Source organism: Hoyosella levis (assembly GCF_026008515.1).
In the GTDB taxonomy this organism is placed as follows: domain Bacteria; phylum Actinomycetota; class Actinomycetes; order Mycobacteriales; family Mycobacteriaceae; genus Lolliginicoccus; species Lolliginicoccus levis.
In genome coordinates, this window is the sequence record NZ_BQYM01000003.1 from 187,079 (window position 1) to 203,293 (window position 16,215).

Here is a 16,215-nt window from a genome sequence, read left to right on the forward strand (position 1 = left end):
CTGAGCATGTTCGGCATCGACCCGCTGTGGCTGGTCGTCGCGAAATCCCTGGCGATCTTCCTGTTCCTGCTGCTGACCGCGCTGTTCATGGTGCTCGTCGAGCGCAAGATCATTGCCTGGATGCAGATGCGCATCGGCCCTAACCGGGTCGGCCCGCGCGGGATGCTGCAGAGCCTCGCCGATGGCATCAAGCTGGCGCTGAAGGAAGGCATCTTCCCCACGCAGGCGGACAAGCCCGTGTACTTCCTCGCTCCGGTGATCGCGCTGGCTGCCGCGATCCTCGCGTTCGCGGTCATCCCCTTCGGCCCCACCGTCTCGATCCTCGGTACCGCCACGCCCCTGCAGCTGACGGACCTGCCTGTCGCCGTGCTGTACATCATCGCGGTCACCTCGGTCGGCGTGTATGGGCTCGTGCTGGCCGGCTGGTCGTCCGGATCGACGTATCCCCTGCTCGGCGGTCTCCGCGCCACCGCGCAGGTGATCTCCTACGAGATCGCGATGGGCTTGTCCTTCGTGGCGGTGTTCCTCCTCGCGGGCACGATGTCGACCTCCGGGATCGTCGCCGCGCAGCAAGGCACCTGGTACATCGTGCTGCTGCTGCCGTCGTTCCTGATCTACGTGACCGCCATGGTGGGCGAGACCAACCGGGCGCCGTTCGACCTGCCCGAGGCCGAGGGGGAGCTTGTCGGCGGTTTCCACACCGAGTACTCGTCGCTGCGGTTCGCGATGTTCATGCTCGCCGAGTACATCAACATGGTCACCGTCTCGGCCCTGGCCACGACCTTGTTCCTGGGTGGCTGGCGGGCGCCCTGGCCCGTGTCGATCTGGGAGGGCGCCAATACCGGCTGGTGGCCAGTCCTGTGGTTCACCCTCAAGGTGTGGACGTTCCTGTTCGTGTTCGTGTGGCTGCGCGCCACCCTGCCGCGCCTGCGCTACGACCAGTTCATGCGGCTCGGGTGGCAGGTACTCATCCCCATCTCGCTGGTATGGGTGATGACCGTGGCCACGGTGCGAGGGCTCTCCTCCGCGGGATACGACGCTGCCGCGATGATCACCATTGTCGTCGCCGCCGCGATCGTGGCCTCGGCCCCGTGGCTCGCCCGCCGCGCCACGACGCGTCGCCCCGATATTGATCGGGCCGCGGCCGCTCCAGATCCCCGGCCCGACCCGTCCGGGACCGACCGCCCGGGTGGGTTCCCCGTGCCCCCGCTTCCAGCGCCACCGCTACCCGCGCCACCAATTCCGGGAGGCCGCCATGAGTAAGACATTCCTCGGCCCGATCCGCGGCTTCGGTGTCACCTTCGGCACCATGTTCGCCAAGCCCAACACCCAGCAGTACCCCGAGGAGAAGGTCCCCACCGCGCCCCGCTACCACGGCCGCCACCAGCTCAACCGGTACCCGGATGGCCTGGAGAAGTGCATCGGCTGCGAGCTGTGCGCCTGGGCGTGCCCGGCCGACGCCATCTACGTGGAGGGCGCGGACAACACCGACGAGGAACGCTACTCGCCGGGCGAGCGGTACGGCCGCGTGTACCAGATCAACTTCCTGCGCTGCATCAGCTGCGGGCTATGCATCGAGGCCTGCCCCACCCGGGCGCTCACCATGACCAACGACTACGAGATGGCCGACGACAACCGCGCCGGGCTCATCTACGAGAAGGACCAGCTCCTCGCCCCGCTCGAGCCCGGCATGACCCCGGCCCCGCATCCCATGCCTCCCGGTGCCACCGATGAGGACTACTACCGCGGGAACATCACCGGGACGGAGGAGCAGGCATGAATCTTGCCGCTCACGCGGTGGACGCCGAACCACTGCTGCGCACCACCACCGGCGAGGCCGTGCAGTTCTGGGTGCTCGCCGCCATCGCCGTGACCGGTGCCATCGGGGTGGTCGCGTCGCGGCGGCCCGTGCACTCGGCACTGTTCCTCGCCACGACGATGATCACCCTTGCCATCCTCTACATCGCGCAGGGCGCCCTGTTCCTCGGCGTCGCGCAGATCGTGGTCTACACCGGCGCGGTTATGATGCTGTTCCTGTTCGTGCTGATGCTCATCGGCGTCGAGTCCTCCGATTCCTTCGACGAGCCACTTCGCGGACATCGCATCCTCGGCATCATCGCCAGCATCGGATTCGGCTTGCTGCTGATCGCCGGGATCGGCAACGCCACCCTTCCGGATTTCGCGGGCCTCGATGACGCCAACCACGACGGCAACGTGCCCGGCCTCGCCGAGCTGCTGTTCCTGCGCTACGTGTGGGTGTTCGAGCTGACCGGGGCGCTGCTGATCATCGCGACCCTCGGAGCCATGCTGCTCGCCCACCGTGAGCTGTACGAGCGCCGCCAGACCCAGCGGGAGATGTCCATCGAGCGGTTCCGCGACGGCCACCGCGCCACGCCCCGGCCCGCGCCCGGCGTCTACGCCCGCCACAACGCCGTCGACATGCCTGCCCGGCTGCCCGACGGCAGCTATGCGCGAGGCTCCGTCAGCCGCACCCTCCGCCCCCGCGACCCCGAGGAGGAGACGTGAACCCGGCCAACTACTTGTTCCTGTCCGCGCTGCTGTTCGCCATCGGCGCGGGCGGAGTGCTCGCGCGCCGCAACGCCATCATCATGTTCATGTGCATCGAGCTCATGCTCAATGCCACCAACCTGGCGTTCGTCACGTTCGCGCGCATGCATGGACACCTCCACGGCCAGGTGTTCGCCTTCCTCACGATGGTCGTGGCGGCGGCGGAAGTGGTGATCGGCCTGGCGATCATCATGGTGATCTTCCGGTCCCGCGAGACCGTGTCCGTCGACGATGCGCACCTGGTGAGGGGCTGATCCATGACCCTGGGCCCGGCGCTGATCACCGCGTTGCCGCTCCTGCCGCTGCTCGGTGCTGCCGTTTTGCTGCTCGCCCCCGCCGTCTCTGGTGCTGCCGCGCCTGCTCGTGCGGCATCCACCGACCAGCGGCGCGCTGCCTGGGGCCCGGTCCTGGCATGCGCGGCCGCGATCTCCTCGTTCGTGGTGGCGCTGGTCCTGCTCGTTGACCTGCTGGGCCGCCCGGCCGGGGATCGCACGATCAACCACACCCTCTTCACCTGGGTTCCCGTCGCCGACCTGCGCATCGACATGGGCCTGCTGCTCGATCCGCTGTCGCTGAGCTTCGCACTGCTGATCACTGGGGTGGGCTCGCTCATCCACGTCTATTCGCTCGGCTACATGCGCCACGATCCCGGCCGCCACCGCTTCTTCGCCTACCTGAACCTCTTCCTCGCGGCGATGCTGGTGCTCGTCCTCGCCGATAACTACCTCGGCCTCTACCTCGGCTGGGAAGGCGTCGGCCTCGCCTCCTACCTGTTGATCGGATTCTGGGCGCACAAGCCCACAGCCGCCACCGCCGCGAAGAAGGCCTTCATCATCAACCGCGTCGGCGACACCGGGCTTGCCATCGTCATGATGATCCTCATCGCCACCTTCGGCAGCCTCGCCTTCGACGTCGTCTTCGCCAGCGCGCCCGAGGCCGGCACCAGCACGCTCACCGCGATCGGGTTGCTCCTGCTTCTCGCCGCGTGCGGCAAGTCCGCGCAAGTGCCGCTGCAAGCCTGGCTCGGTGACGCGATGGAGGGCCCCACCCCGGTCTCCGCGCTCATCCACGCCGCCACCATGGTCACCGCGGGCGTGTACCTGGTGATCCGGTCCGGGCCGCTGATCGAGCCCGCGCCCATCGCTGGCCATGCGATCGTCACGGTGGGCGCGGTGACGCTGTTGTTCGGAGCGATCATCGGCTGCGCGAAGGACGACATCAAGAAGGCTCTCGCGGCGTCCACCATGAGCCAGATCGGCTACATGATGCTCGCCGCCGGGCTTGGCCCCGTCGGGTACGCGTTCGCCCTGATGCACCTGATCACCCATGGATTCTTCAAGGCCGGGCTGTTCCTCGGCGCCGGATCGGTCATGCACGCGATGAACGACGAGACCGATATGCGCCGCTACGGCGGGCTCCGGGCGGCCATGCCGATCACGTTCCTCACGTTCGGGGCGGGCTACCTTGCCATCATCGGTGTGCCGCCGTTCGCCGGGTTCTTCTCCAAGGACAAGATCATCGAGGTCGCGTTCGCGGCGGAAGGCATCAGCGGCATCATCCTGGGCAGCGTCACGCTCCTCGGCGCGGCCCTGACCGCCTACTACATGACACGAGTGATGCTCATGACGTTCCTCGGGGCGCCCCGCTGGGCCGAGGACCAGCACCCGCACGAATCGCCCGCCAGCATGACCGGGCCCATGATCCTCCTCGCCATCGGCTCCGTCGCCGCGGGGGGATTCCTCGCGCTCGGGGATCGCTTCGCCCACTGGCTCGAGCCTGTCATCGGCAGCCAGCACCCCGAGCCGCGCATCCCCATCTGGGCCACCACCACGCTTGCTCTTGCCGCCATCGCGATCGGTGTCCTCATCGCTTACCGGCAGCACGCCACCCGCGGCGTGCCCACCACCGCGCCCGCTAAGGTGTCGATGCTCACCCGGGCCGCGCGCCGGGACCTGCACGGCGACACCATCAACGAGACCCTGCTCGAGCGGCCCGGCCGCTACCTCGCCCGCGGCCTCGCCGCCGCCGACACCCAGCTAGGTCGTGCCGTCACCGCCGTCGGCTCCCTGTCCGCCGCCGCCAGCCGGATGATGCGCGCCACCCAGACCGGTTACGCGCGCAGCTACGCGCTAGCCATGCTCGCTGGCTCCGCGCTGATCCTCGCCGCGTTCTGGATCGGAGGCCCCCGATGAGCGCTATCCCGTGGCTCTCCCTGCTGTGGCTAGCCCCCGCCCTCGGCGCGGTGCTGCTCGTCCTCGGCCGAGGCTGGGGTGCTCGCACGATCACGGCCATCGCCACGCTCGCCCCGCTCGGCATCGTCGCTGTCATCGCCACCGGGTTCGACGCGACCAGCCCTGGCGCGGGGGGCGACCGCTACCAGTTCATCGAGTCCCAGCCGTGGATCCCCGCGCTCGGCGCCCGCTACACGCTCGGCCTCGACGGCATCGGCCTTGCCCTCATCGCCCTGACCGCCGCCCTCACCCCCCTGCTCGTGCTCGCCGCCCGCCACTCGCGCGGCGCGATCGCGCTGCTGCTCACCACCGAGGCCATGGCGCTGGCAGCGTTCACCGCGCTCGATGTGCTGCTGTTCTACGTGCTGTTCGAAGCGATGCTCATCCCGCTGTACTTCCTGCTCGCCCAGCGTGGCCGCGCCACCGCGCGCGACGACGAGAGAGCAGCCCGCACCACCGCCGCGGGCCGGTTCCTGCTGTACAACCTCTTCGGCGGGCTCGTGATGCTCGCCGCGGTCATCGGGCTCTACGCTGCCGCGGCCCGGCAGGGCCTGCCCACCTTCGACCTGCGCACCCTGGCCAGCGCCGTCGAGACCGGAAACCTCGAGCTCGATCCGGCGCTCGCGAACCTGCTGTTCCTTGGGTTCTTCCTCGCGTTCGCCATCAAGGCACCCCTGTGGCCGTTCCACACCTGGCTGCCCGACGCCGCGAAGCACGCCACTCCCACCGCGGCGATCATGATGATGGCCATCGTCGACAAGGTCGGCACCTTCGCGATGCTGCGCTACTGCCTCACGCTGTTCCCCGACGCCTCCGCTACCTTCGCGCCCGTCATCATCGGGCTCGCTGTCACGAGCATCCTCTACGGCGCGATCCTCGCCCTCGCCCAGACCGACCTCATCCGGCTCATCGCCTACGCGTCGATCTCGCACTTCGGCTTCATCATCCTCGGCATCTTCGCCATGACCAGCCAGAGCCAGGCCGGCGCCACCCTCTACATGGTCAACCATGGCCTAGCCACCGCCGCGCTGATGCTCGCCGCCGGATACCTGATCCACCGGCGCGGAAGCCGAGCAATCGCGGACTACGGCGGCGTGCAGAAGGTCGCCCCGCTGCTCGCCGGCAGCTTCCTCATCGCCGGGCTCGCCACCCTTTCGCTGCCCGGCCTCGCCCCATTCGTCTCGGAGTTCCTTGTCCTCATTGGCACGTACGGCCCCTACCCCGTCGCCGCGATCCTCGCCTCCGGCGCGCTCGTGCTCGCGGCCCTCTACGTCCTGTGGACCTACCAGCGCATCATGACCGGCCCCATCACCAGCCACACCGCGACGCTGCCCGACCTACGGCGCCGCGAGGCCGCCGCGATCGCGCCCCTGCTCGCCGCTCTCATCGTGCTCGGCGCCTACCCCGCGCCCCTGCTCGATGCCATCACCCCGGCCGTCGCGCACACCACAAGCGCCCCGACCGGGCTCGAAGCGGGAGGTGAGCGTTGATGAACGCCCCCAGCATCGACTACATCGCGCTGTCCCCGCTCCTGATCATCCTCGGCGCCGCCATTCTCGGCGTGCTCCTCGAAGCGCTCCTGCCCCGGGCCTCCCGCTATGCCGCGCAGCTCGGGCTCGCCGTCGCCGCGCTCGCCGGCGCGCTGCTCGCGACCTGCCTGCTCGCTGGCACCAGCACCACCACCGCCATTGGCTCGCTGCACATCGACGGGCCCGCGCTGTTCGCGCAGGGAACGCTGCTCGTCCTCGCCGCGCTCGCGCTGCCTGCCCTCGCCGAGCGCATGCCCAGCGGTGGGCTCCACGCCTTCACGCCACAAGGCTCCGCCGTGCCCGGGAGCTCCGCCGAGCGCACCGCTGACCGTGCCTCCGCCAGCCACACCGAGATATTCCCCATGCTGCTGTTCAGCCTCGGCGGCATGATGATCCTGCCCGCGGCAGGCGATCTCATTACCTTGTTCATCGCCCTCGAGATCCTTTCCCTGCCGCTCTACGTGATGTGCGGGCTCGCCCGCCACCAACGGCTGCTCTCCCACGAGGCGGCGGTCAAGTACTTCCTGCTCGGCGCCTTCTCCTCCGCGATCCTGCTCTACGGCATCGCGCTGATCTATGGGTTCGCGGGCACCGTCGACCTCACCGGCATCGCCGATGCCCTCGCCACGACCGATGGCACGAGCCTCGCGCTCATCGGGGCCGGGCTGCTCGCTGTCGGCCTGCTGTTCAAGATCAGTGCCGCGCCCTTCCATTCCTGGACGCCCGATGTCTACCAGGGCGCCCCCACGCCGCTCACTGGATTCATGGCTGCCACGACCAAGGTCGCCGCGTTCATCACGCTGCTGCGCCTCACCACCATCGCGCTGCCAGCGATCCACGACCAGTGGCTCACGCTGCTCTGGACCGTCGCCGCGCTCACCATGGCCGTCGGCACGCTCGCCGCCATCACCCAGACCGACCTCAAGCGCATGCTCGCCTATTCCGCCATCGCCCACGCCGGGTTCCTCCTCACCGGAGTCCTCGCCGCGAGCCCCGCGGGCACCGCCGCCACGCTGTTCTACCTCGCCACCTATGGCGCGAGCACCATCGGCGCGTTCACCACTCTCGCGCTGCTGCGGCGGCACACCGGGGACGCCACCGCCCTCGCGCACTGGGCAGGCCTCGGCCGCCGCGCGCCACTGCTCGCCGCGGCGCTCGCCATCTACCTGCTCTCGTTCGCCGGAATACCACTGACCAGTGGGTTCATCGGCAAGCTCACAGTTTTCCAGGCCGCCGCGACGAGCGGATACCTCAGCATCGTCGTGATCGGTGTGCTCGCCAGCGCGCTCGCCGCGATCTTCTACCTGCGCGTGATCACGGTGCTCTACCTCTCCGGGGACGAGAGGGAGCCGGGTGATGGAGGCGGGGATGACGGTGGGGATTCCGAGCATGGTTCGGGGGCCGGGTCCGAGTCGGCTCACGGCCGCGCCGCGACCGCGATCGTCCCGCCGCTGGCTGAGATCGCGCCCCGTCCTGCGCTCTACGCCGTCGTGGGGATCACCGCCGCGCTGGCCATCGCGCTCGGACTCCTGCCCGGACCACTGCTCGTGCTTGCCGAGAACGCCGCTACTTTCTGGCGGTAGTGGATCGGGGTGCCGGTTCTCGTTCCGCGTCGCAGCAGCTACCCATCAGGCACAGCCGCCACCGAAAACGCACCGATGCCACAGCTATTTCGGTGGCTGCTGCTGCCGGAGGGTGGCAGGCGCCTCGTATGAGTGGCAGCTCCGCCCAGAGCCCATACGCGCCGAATCCCAGCCGCCGGGGCCAGGGTCCCTAGTCGCCGCCGGGGCCAGGGCCCTAGTAGCCGCCGGGGCTAGGGGCTTGCGCCCGCCACCTTTGATCCACCGCGATCAGTAGTGGAACAAGATGTATGGCGACCGCAGGAACCCGATGCAGTTGATCCGCCATTGCCCCGCCACGACATGGTTGAACAGGCTTTGCAGGCACTGCTCCTGCGTCTGGTGGACCTCGATGCCCACCCCGGGGTGTGCCGACGCCGCCGGTGCCGCCACCAGCGACACACCCGACGCCATCATCACCGATGCTGCCACCACAGCTAGCTTCCGCCGCATGATCGACTCCTCTGCTCACGAAGCGCCACGGCACCGTCCGCGCCGTGCACGCTCATTCTATTGTGTCTCACCTCACAACGCATGATCACAGCGGGGCGACGCTAGCCGAGCATCACCGTGCCCCGCGCCGCGCTGAGCGCCAACCCTGCACCAGACCAACGCATTTCGCCCATCACCCGTGGTTAGCCGGTTGCGCGCGGGCATGGCGCGCTATGTTGGCGGATGGACCGTGGCCGCGGTCGTCGAACGAGCAGGAGACCAAGCTGATGCGCGTCAAGGGTCGGGAGATCCCGGTTGCGGGCAACTTGCTGCAACCGCGCTCCCGCCGGACCACCGATATCTTGCGAGTCGTCGCGTCGGTGGCGCTCATCGCGGTGGTGATCGCGGCCTCGGAGGTCACCCGCAACAAGTGGCATGACCTCGAGCGGTCGGTCTCGAACATCGTGGGGGTGCTGTCGCCGGAGCAGGCGAACCTGGTGTACCTGCTCTACGGGCTGGTGATCCTGGCGCTGCCGTTCGCGATCCTCATCGGCGTGCTGGCGAGCACGCAATGGAAACTCGTCGTGGCGTACTTCCTGGCAGGAAACGTCGCAGGGCTGTTGCTGTCGATCACTCCGCAGGGATTGACGACGTCGCGGCTGAGCTTCGAGGGCGCTGCTGAACTGGAGCTCAACTCGTTCCTCTCGCAGTTCCTGATCGACTCGCGGTGGATCGCGGGGCTCGCGGCGGTGCTGACGGTGGCCGGTCCCTGGCTGCCCAAGCTGTGGCGCCGCTGGTGGTGGGCGCTCCTGCTGGCGTTCATCCCGATCCATCTTGTTGTCAGCACCGTGGTCCCGGCACGCACGGTGCTGGGGCTCGCGGTCGGCTGGTTCGTGGGCTCTGTGACAGTGCTGCTGGTGGGCACCCCCGCGCTGGAGGTGCCGCTGGCGACCGCGGCCCGCGTACTGGCCCGGCATGGGCACGCGACGTCGCGGTTCACGGTGCTGCGCCCGGCGGGCACCGGCCCCTTGGTGCTGTCCTCGACCGGATCGGACCCGGACGACGAAGTGATAGTCGAGCTCTATGGCCCATACCAAGGCTCGAGCCGCGCGCTGCGCCAGGTATGGCGGTGGTTGTCGTTCCGGGAGGAGGAGACAGCGCCGCTGCATGCCTCATTGCAGCGGGCGGTGGAGCATCGGGCGCTGATGGGCATCGCGATCGATGACCTGGAGCTAGCGAGCTCGCGGCCGCTGGTGGTGGCGGCGCTCGATCGTGGCTGGGTGCTGTACTCGCGGACGCGGATGCGGGGGACGCCGCTGGAGCAAGTGGTGGACGAGCAGTCGGTGGCGAGCGCGTGGCACTCATTGCGGTTGCTGCACGAGAGCCGGATCGCCCACGGGGACCTGCGCGCCTCGCAGATCCGCGTCGAGGGCGGCGCGGCCCTGTTCGGGGGCTTCGGAGCGGCGGAGTTCGGGGTGACCGAGCAACAGCTCTACTCGGATATCGCCCAGCTGCTCATCACGACCACGGCGCTGGCGGGCGAGCAGGTGGCGGTGCGATGCGCGATCGCGGAGATGGGCGCGCAACAAGTCCTCGCGGCCTCATCGCGGTTGACGCGCGCCGCGATCCCGCTCGGCCTGCGACGCTCGGCCCAGGACGCCTCGTCGGTCATGGCGAGCGCGCGGGAGGAAATTCTGCGGCAGACCGGCGCGGACCAGATCAAGCCGGAGCAGGTGACGCGGTTCACGCGCAACCAGGCCATCCAGCTCGTGCTGCTCGTGGCGCTCGTCTACGTCGCATACCCGTTCATCAGTGCGGTCCCGACGTTCTACGAGCAGCTCCGCACCGTCGATTGGGGCTGGGCAGTGATCGGGCTGGCAGTGTCGGCGCTGACGTACATCGGTGCGGCGGCAGCCCTATGGGCGTGCGCGAATGGCCTGGTGAGCTTCCGCAGCCTGACGGTCATGCAGATCGCTAACACCTTCGCCGCGACCACGACCCCGGCAGGAGTGGGCGGACTGGCGCTGAGCGTCCGGTTCCTGCAGAAGGGTGGCCTGGGCGGCGTTCGGGCCACAGCGGCTGTGGCATTGCAGCAGTCGGTGCAGGTGATCACCCACGTTTCGCTGCTCGTGCTCTTCGCGGTGGTGGCGGGCACGACAGCGCAGATCCAGCAGATCGTTCCGGACCCGACGATCATCTATCTGATCATCGGTGCTGCGCTAGGAATCGTGGGCACCTCGATGCTGGTGCCGGCGCTCCGGCGGTGGCTGGGCCGGGAGATCCTGCCACAGTTGCGCGATGTGGCAGGCGAGCTGAGCGACCTGGCGCGGGATCCGCAGCGGTTCGGGATCATCTTCCTCGGCTCGGCGATGACGACGCTGGGCATGGCGCTGGCGCTGTGGGCGAGCGTGGAAGCCTTTGGGGGCGGGACGACGTTCGTCACCGTGACCGTGGTGACGATGGTCGGTGGCACGCTCGCGTCGGCCGCTCCGACGCCGGGCGGCGTGGGCGCGGTGGAAGCGGTGCTCATCGGCGGTCTCGTCGCCTTCGGGCTGCCCGCGGCGACGGCTGTCCCCGCTGTGCTGCTGTACCGCGTGCTCACGACATGGCTGCCCGTGTTCCTCGGGTGGCCGACGATGCACTGGCTGACCGCCAAGGGCATGGTCTGACGGCTCCAGCCTGGGGCTGAGGCGGGTGGTGCCGGGGCGCTGGGGCGGGGCTGGCGCTGGGGCTGGTGCCGAGGTGGGGCTGGTGCCGTCGCCCCCGCAAACGCGATAGAAGGCGCGGAAAACCCAGGTCGGCTTCTATCGCGTTTGACCGTTTCCCGTGCTTTTGGCGCTCAGCCAGCCGCCGCGCCCGCGATCTAGCCGCCTAGACTCCTTCGGCATGAGTGGATTCTGGAAGAACCCCATTGTGCGCCAGCTCGGCCGTGCTGTGGCGCGGGAGGCACCGCGACTGCTGCAACAGCTCAGCGCGCAGAAGACCGGTCCGGCACGCGCATCCACGCCCGCGCGAGCCCCGAGCCCGGCCGCCGCACCCTCGCCCGCGCCATCCCCAACGCCCTCGCCGTCGAGCATGCCGCGCCGCTCGCGGCCCACGCGGGAGCGCGCGCGACAGGTGGCATACGCGCCAGAGCTTGATGGCCATGCGGATCCGGGCGAGGTCGTGTGGACCTGGGTGGAGTACGAGGAGGATGCCAGCCAGGGCAAGGATCGTCCCGTGCTCGTGGTGGGCCGCGAGGGTGCCTCGCTGCTCGGGCTGATGCTGTCGAGCCAGGACCACGACGGGGATCGGGACTGGATGCCCATCGGCAGCGGCGCATGGGATTCACGCGGCCGGGAGAGCTGGGTGCGGCTGGACCGCGTGCTCGATGTGCCCGAGGAGGGGATCCGGCGGGAGGGCGCGATCCTCGGCCGTGGCCGGTTCGATGCGGTCGCGGCGGTGCTGCGCGAGCAACATGGCTGGAGCTAGCTCGCGCCGCCCGGCGTAGCACCCGGCAGCAGAGCCGCGGCCCCTGCATCGAGCCACGGCAACCAAGCAGTCACGCTTCGGTGACGGTGCGGCCCAATCGATGGGCAGGGACACCTTGTGGCGCACATGCTTTCGCGCAGGCAGGTTTTGCGTGCGCGAACATGAGGAGCAGGTGTGCGAACTAGCAAGGCAGTGTCCCTGGGGCTGGCGCTCGCGATCGGGGCGGGCTTGCAGGCCATGTCCCCCATGAGCGCGCTCGCCGAGCCGTGCGGATCCTCGGGCGGCGCCAACATCGAGTCCGATGAGGACCGGGCGGTCATCGGCACACCGCTCGGGCGCAAGCCCCTCACTGCCGAGGGGCCCATCGGCGTGGAGCCCCTGAGCGATCGGGTGGGCGCGCGCATCGCTTCGCCCGCCCGGCTGGTGCAGTGGCTGACCGGGCCGCGCAGCTCCAACCAGACGTCCTCGCGCTTCTCGATCTCCGGCACCGACCTGGGCATCATGTGGGACAACGGCGCGACGGGCTCCGACCGCCAGGTGCTCATCGCCTATGGCGACACGTTCGGCGACTGCTCCAAGCCTGGCCAGGAGTGGCGCTACAACACCTTGATGCGTACCTCCGACGCGACGCCCGGCGATGGCCTCGCTATCCCCGATCCGCTCACCGAGGAGGAGGACGACCACATCTACGGCGGCTCACCCGTCACGGTCGACAAGCCGAGCTTCGCGAAGCAGATCATCGACAAGCTCGGCCTCGCCCCGGAGGAGTTCACGGTCATCCCCACTGCCGGGATCGCCGTGGATGGCGTGCAGTACATCAACTTCATGTCCGTCAAGCAGTGGGGTCCGCCGAGCCGGTGGACCACCAACTTCTCCGCGATCGCCGTCTCCGAGGACAATGGCGAGAACTGGGAGGTCGATGTCGAGACGATCCGCGAGAACACGGAGGGCAACCTCGACGGCATCGACTACGTCGACGGCAACGAGAACTTCCAGATGACCGCCTACGTCAAGCGGGACGGATTCGTCTACACGTTCGGCACGCCCTCGGGCCGGTTTGGCGCGGCCCGGGTGGCACGCGTGGCCGAGGCCGACATCCTCGACCTCGCCGAGTACGAGTACTGGGATGGCGAATCCTGGGCGAGCGGGGACCCCGGCGCTGCCACAAACGTCATTCCCGCGCAGGTCTCCGAGATGTCGGTGGCGTGGAACGAGCACCTCGGCAAGTACATCGCTCTCTATACCAATGACATTGGCAGCGTCGTGATCCGCACTGCCGACCAGCCCCAGGGGCCCTGGAGCGCGCCCGAGGCAATCATGACGGCGTCGGCGTTCCCCGGCGGCCTCTACGCCCCCTACATCCACCCCTGGTCGAGCGGCGACGAGCTCTTCTTCGCGGTGTCGCTGTGGTCGGAGTACAACGTGATGCTGATGCGCACGACGCTCAACACCGATCCGCCCGCGGGCCCGCGCTGGGGCTCCTAGCCCCGAGGCCGTGCAACAGCATGGCCTCCTTGCCGCTGTGCCTCCTGGACGCAGGGCAAAGCCGCCACCGGTAGGCTGACCGGGGCTCGCGCGCCGTGGCGCGTGCCGTAGCGCGACTGGCAGGAAGGCGCACGATGAGATCTTTGAGGATGGCAACGGTGGTGGGGTCGCTCCTGCTGCTGGCCGGGTGCGGCGCCACCGGGCCTGGCCCCAACGATGCGGGCGGGGCGAGCGACGGCGGACAGTTCCCGGTGACGGTCGACGGCACGACCATCGACGCGGAGCCCGAGCGCATCGTGTCGCTCTCCCCCGCAGTCACCGAGATGCTCTTCGCCATCGATGCTGGCGACCAGGTAGTGGCTGTCGACGAGTACTCCAACTATCCCGCCGACGCCCCGATCACCGAGCTCTCGGGTTTCTCGCCCAACATCGAGGCGATCGCGTCGTATGATCCGGATCTCGTGATCGTCTCCGCGTACGGCGACGAGATCGTCCCCCAGCTTGGCGCGCTCGGCATCACAGCGTTCGTCTCCCCCGACGACCCCCGCGCCATCGACGACGTCTACGAGCAGCTCTCCGGGCTCGGCACGCTCACCGGCAATGCTCCCGAGGCCGACGACCTGATCGAGCGCATGCGATCCGACCTCGCCAAGCTCATCGAGGATGCCCCGCAGCGCGAGGAACCGCTGACCTACTACATCGAGATCGACGACACCTACTGGACCTACACGGCGGGCAGCCTCGTCGGCTCCCTGCTCGAGCAGCTTGGCCTGCGCAATATCGCCGACGACGCGGCGACCGTATCCACGCAGCTCTCGGCGGAGGCGATCGTCGCGGCGGATCCCGACGTGATCTTCCTGATGAATACTGGCTTCGGGGTGGACTCGGACGCCGTCGCGGAACGGCCCGGTTGGGACACGATCGCCGCGGTGCGCGACGACGCCATCTTCCCGCTCGACGCTGATATCGCCTCGCGGTGGGGACCGCGCACCGTGGATCTCGTCGCCGAGGTAGCTCGGGCCACCGACACCATCCAGTGATGCGGCAGCGCGGCTGGCCGTGGTGGATAGCTGTCAGCGTCGTGGTGGTCGTCCTCGCTGGCATCTCGGGCCTTGCGCTCGGGGCGGCGGGCCTGCCCCTGCGCGGTGTGACGCTCGAAGTGGTCAACCTCCTGCCGGGCGTCGGCATTGATTCGGGGCTCACCGAGCGCGAGGCCGCGATCGTCACCAGCATCCGCCTGCCCCGTGTGGTGCTGGGCATGCTGGTGGGGGCCATGCTCGCCCTCGCCGGAGCGGCATACCAAGGGGTGTTCCGCAACCCGCTGGCCGAGCCCTACCTGCTCGGCGTCGCGGCCGGGGCCGGGCTCGGCGTGACCGCGGTGATCGCCCTGCAGCCCGCCACCGCGGCAGGGCTGCCGGTGACCGCTCCCCTCGCCGCCTTCACCGGGGCGCTCGGCGCCGTCACCGCCACCTACCTTCTCGGAGCGGCAGGTGGCCGGGCGCGATCAGCAGAAGCACTGATCCTCGCGGGCGTCGCGGTCTCGGCGTTCCTCACCGCGTTGCAGACCTACGTGCTGCAGCGGCACGTCGAGGTGATCCGCCAGGTGTATACGTGGCTGCTCGGCAGGCTCGGCGGTGCCACCTGGGGCGACGTGCGGATGCTGCTGCCCTACGCGATCGTCTCCGCAGTGGTGATCCTGCTGCTCGCGCGCCCGCTCGATGTCTTGTCGGTGGGCGATGACGAGGCCGCCGGGCTGGGGCTCGATCCCCGATGGGTCCGGATCGTGCTGCTCGCCGCTGCCTCGCTGGGAACAGCGGCCGCCGTCTCCGTCTCCGGCCTCATCGGCTTTGTCGGCATCATCGTCCCGCACCTGGTCCGCATGCTCATGGGCACGTCCTACCGTGTCATCCTGCCGATGTCCATGCTGCTCGGCGCGGCGTTCCTGGTGCTCGCCGACCTTGCCGCCCGCACCGTGGACATGCCCCGCGAGGTACCCATCGGAGTGGTGACCGCTTTCCTCGGCGCGCCGTTCTTCGTGCTGGTCCTGCGGGCCACGAGGCGGGCTGGCCCGTGACCGCGCCCATGCTGTCCATCGCTGGGGCCAGCGTCCGCCTCGGTGGGCGCGAGGTCCTCCACGAGGTGAGCCTCGATGTCGCGCACGGCGAATGGGTCACCATCATCGGGCCCAACGGGGCGGGCAAGTCGACTCTCCTGCGCGCGATCACCGGCCTGGTCAGCCACAGCGGCGTGGCCCTCATCAACGACCAGCCAGCCGCGGGGCTCTCCGCGCGGCAACGCGCCCGCCTCGTCGCCACCGTCGCGCAGAGCCCCGTCATCCCACCTGGAATGCTCGTGCGCGACTATGTGGTGCTCGGCCGTACCCCGCATATCCCGCTGCTGCGCGCCGAGACCAGTCGTGACCAGGCCGCCGCCGACGACGCGATCGCGATGCTCGACCTCGGTGCGTTCGCCGCACGCCGCCTCGACCAGCTGTCCGGCGGCGAGCGCCAGCGCGCCTTCCTCGCCCGCGCGCTCGCCCAGGACGCGCCACTGCTGCTGCTCGACGAGCCCACCACCGCGCTGGATATCAGCCACCAGCAGGATGTCCTCGAGCTGGTCGACGAGCTGCGCCGGCAGCGCGGGCTCACCGTTGTCTCCACCATGCATGATCTGTCGATCGCCGCCCAGTACGCCGACCGCATGGTCCTGCTCGCCGGTGGCGCCGTCGTGGCGTCGGGCCGTCCCAGCGAGATCCTGACCGCCCCGATCATCCGCGCGCACTACGGCGCATCCGTGCAGATCCTGCCTGGCCCCTCCGGACCTGTTGTGGCACCGATCCGGCCACCAGCACCTGCCTGAACGACGGGAAGCGGGGATGCG

General features: G+C 69.2%; 14 protein-coding genes. 13 read left to right on the forward strand and 1 reads right to left on the reverse strand.

The features are described from left to right. The first annotated feature begins 6 nt into the window (after window positions 1-6). Genes nuoH through nuoN form a run of 7 tightly spaced genes read left to right on the forward strand, consistent with a single transcriptional unit; the run spans window position 7 to window position 7,911 of the window. On the forward strand, window positions 7-1,263 hold the full coding sequence (gene nuoH / locus QC765_RS04890; RefSeq protein ID WP_278313397.1) for an NADH-quinone oxidoreductase subunit NuoH: 1,257 nt from the start codon (window positions 7-9) through the stop codon (window positions 1,261-1,263). Continuing rightward, window positions 1,256-1,780: an NADH-quinone oxidoreductase subunit NuoI gene (gene nuoI, locus QC765_RS04895; RefSeq protein WP_278313300.1), complete on the forward strand. Its 525-nt coding sequence runs from the start codon at window positions 1,256-1,258 to the stop codon at window positions 1,778-1,780. The genes nuoH and nuoI overlap by 8 nt, the downstream gene beginning before the upstream one ends. Further along, window positions 1,777-2,526 carry an NADH-quinone oxidoreductase subunit J gene (locus QC765_RS04900; protein ID WP_278313301.1) on the forward strand — a complete coding sequence of 250 codons (750 nt, stop codon included), beginning with the start codon at window positions 1,777-1,779 and terminating at the stop codon, window positions 2,524-2,526. Before nuoI ends, QC765_RS04900 begins: the two co-directional genes overlap by 4 nt. After that, window positions 2,523-2,822: an NADH-quinone oxidoreductase subunit NuoK gene (nuoK, locus tag QC765_RS04905; protein ID WP_278313302.1), complete on the forward strand. Its 300-nt coding sequence runs from the start codon at window positions 2,523-2,525 to the stop codon at window positions 2,820-2,822. Before QC765_RS04900 ends, nuoK begins: the two co-directional genes overlap by 4 nt. 3 nt (window positions 2,823-2,825) lie before the next feature. Further along, window positions 2,826-4,760 carry an NADH-quinone oxidoreductase subunit L gene (gene nuoL, locus QC765_RS04910; protein WP_278313303.1) on the forward strand — a complete coding sequence of 645 codons (1,935 nt, stop codon included), beginning with the start codon at window positions 2,826-2,828 and terminating at the stop codon, window positions 4,758-4,760. After that, window positions 4,757-6,289, forward strand: a complete 1,533-nt coding sequence (locus QC765_RS04915; RefSeq protein ID WP_278313304.1) for an NADH-quinone oxidoreductase subunit M — start codon at window positions 4,757-4,759, stop codon at window positions 6,287-6,289. Before nuoL ends, QC765_RS04915 begins: the two co-directional genes overlap by 4 nt. Then, entirely contained in the window at window positions 6,289-7,911 is a 1,623-nt protein-coding gene (gene nuoN, locus QC765_RS04920; RefSeq protein ID WP_278313305.1) for an NADH-quinone oxidoreductase subunit NuoN, read from the forward strand. Before QC765_RS04915 ends, nuoN begins: the two co-directional genes overlap by 1 nt. Before the next feature lie 267 nt (window positions 7,912-8,178). Here the strand turns inward: nuoN and QC765_RS04925 are convergent, their stop codons facing one another. Next, complete coding sequence (locus QC765_RS04925; protein WP_278313306.1) at window positions 8,179-8,400, reverse strand: hypothetical protein; 222 nt, start codon at window positions 8,398-8,400, stop codon at window positions 8,179-8,181. Window positions 8,401-8,666: 266 nt separating this feature from the next. On the opposite strand from QC765_RS04925, the gene QC765_RS04930 reads away from it, so the two are divergent. The 6 genes from QC765_RS04930 (at window position 8,667) to QC765_RS04955 (ending at window position 16,194) form a co-directional block, all read left to right on the forward strand. Continuing rightward, window positions 8,667-11,048 (forward strand): lysylphosphatidylglycerol synthase transmembrane domain-containing protein, encoded by a 2,382-nt coding sequence (locus QC765_RS04930; protein ID WP_278313307.1) that lies wholly within the window; start codon window positions 8,667-8,669, stop codon window positions 11,046-11,048. A gap of 217 nt (window positions 11,049-11,265) precedes the next feature. Further along, window positions 11,266-11,850, forward strand: a complete 585-nt coding sequence (locus QC765_RS04935; RefSeq protein WP_278313308.1) for a type II toxin-antitoxin system PemK/MazF family toxin — start codon at window positions 11,266-11,268, stop codon at window positions 11,848-11,850. 174 nt (window positions 11,851-12,024) lie between these two features. Further along, on the forward strand, window positions 12,025-13,335 hold the full coding sequence (locus tag QC765_RS04940; RefSeq protein ID WP_278313309.1) for a glycoside hydrolase family 183 protein: 1,311 nt from the start codon (window positions 12,025-12,027) through the stop codon (window positions 13,333-13,335). Window positions 13,336-13,469: 134 nt separating this feature from the next. Further along, complete coding sequence (locus QC765_RS04945; RefSeq protein ID WP_278313310.1) at window positions 13,470-14,375, forward strand: ABC transporter substrate-binding protein; 906 nt, start codon at window positions 13,470-13,472, stop codon at window positions 14,373-14,375. Next, window positions 14,375-15,409 carry a FecCD family ABC transporter permease gene (locus QC765_RS04950; protein WP_278313311.1) on the forward strand — a complete coding sequence of 345 codons (1,035 nt, stop codon included), beginning with the start codon at window positions 14,375-14,377 and terminating at the stop codon, window positions 15,407-15,409. The genes QC765_RS04945 and QC765_RS04950 overlap by 1 nt, the downstream gene beginning before the upstream one ends. Next, complete coding sequence (locus QC765_RS04955) at window positions 15,406-16,194, forward strand: ABC transporter ATP-binding protein (RefSeq protein WP_309297290.1); 789 nt, start codon at window positions 15,406-15,408, stop codon at window positions 16,192-16,194. The genes QC765_RS04950 and QC765_RS04955 overlap by 4 nt, the downstream gene beginning before the upstream one ends. Window positions 16,195-16,215 lie beyond the last annotated feature (21 nt).